Origin of the sequence: Ruminococcus sp. MCC718, from assembly GCF_018783905.1 — a bacterium.
In the GTDB taxonomy this organism is placed as follows: Bacteria; Bacillota; Clostridia; order Lachnospirales; family Lachnospiraceae; genus Hominisplanchenecus; species Hominisplanchenecus faecis.
Genome location: NZ_WQNP01000133.1, coordinates 1 through 323 on the forward strand (window position 1 = coordinate 1; position 323 = coordinate 323).

The 323-nt window shown below is 45.5% G+C and carries 1 protein-coding gene; it reads right to left on the reverse strand.

Going from position 1 to position 323, the window contains the following annotated elements; genetic code table 11:
* A partial coding sequence (locus tag GPK60_RS11465; RefSeq protein WP_215660186.1) for an ATP-binding protein occupies window positions 1-323 on the reverse strand: 323 nt, incomplete at both ends.

Here is a 323-nt window from a genome sequence, read left to right on the forward strand (position 1 = left end):
TCACTTTTTATCGGCGGTCTGGTATCAAAGGCATGGAGCAGTTCTACAAAGACAGGGTGTATCTGTACCACACCGACACGTCCATATAAATCCTGCATTAAGCATTGTCCGTTCTCCAAATCCCTCAACCGTTTCTGGTTGTTTTCGTCCTCACTGTCCAGTCCGAAAAACTCTAAGGTCTGTTTGATTTCATTGGTATCTGTGGAGCGGAACGCAAACTTTAAACCGATGTTATTTTTTAGGCTTTCTTTCGATACGTCCCCAGAGGATTGTGTCACGAAATAGACTCCGGCGTTCATGGCTCTACCAGCACGCACCAGTTT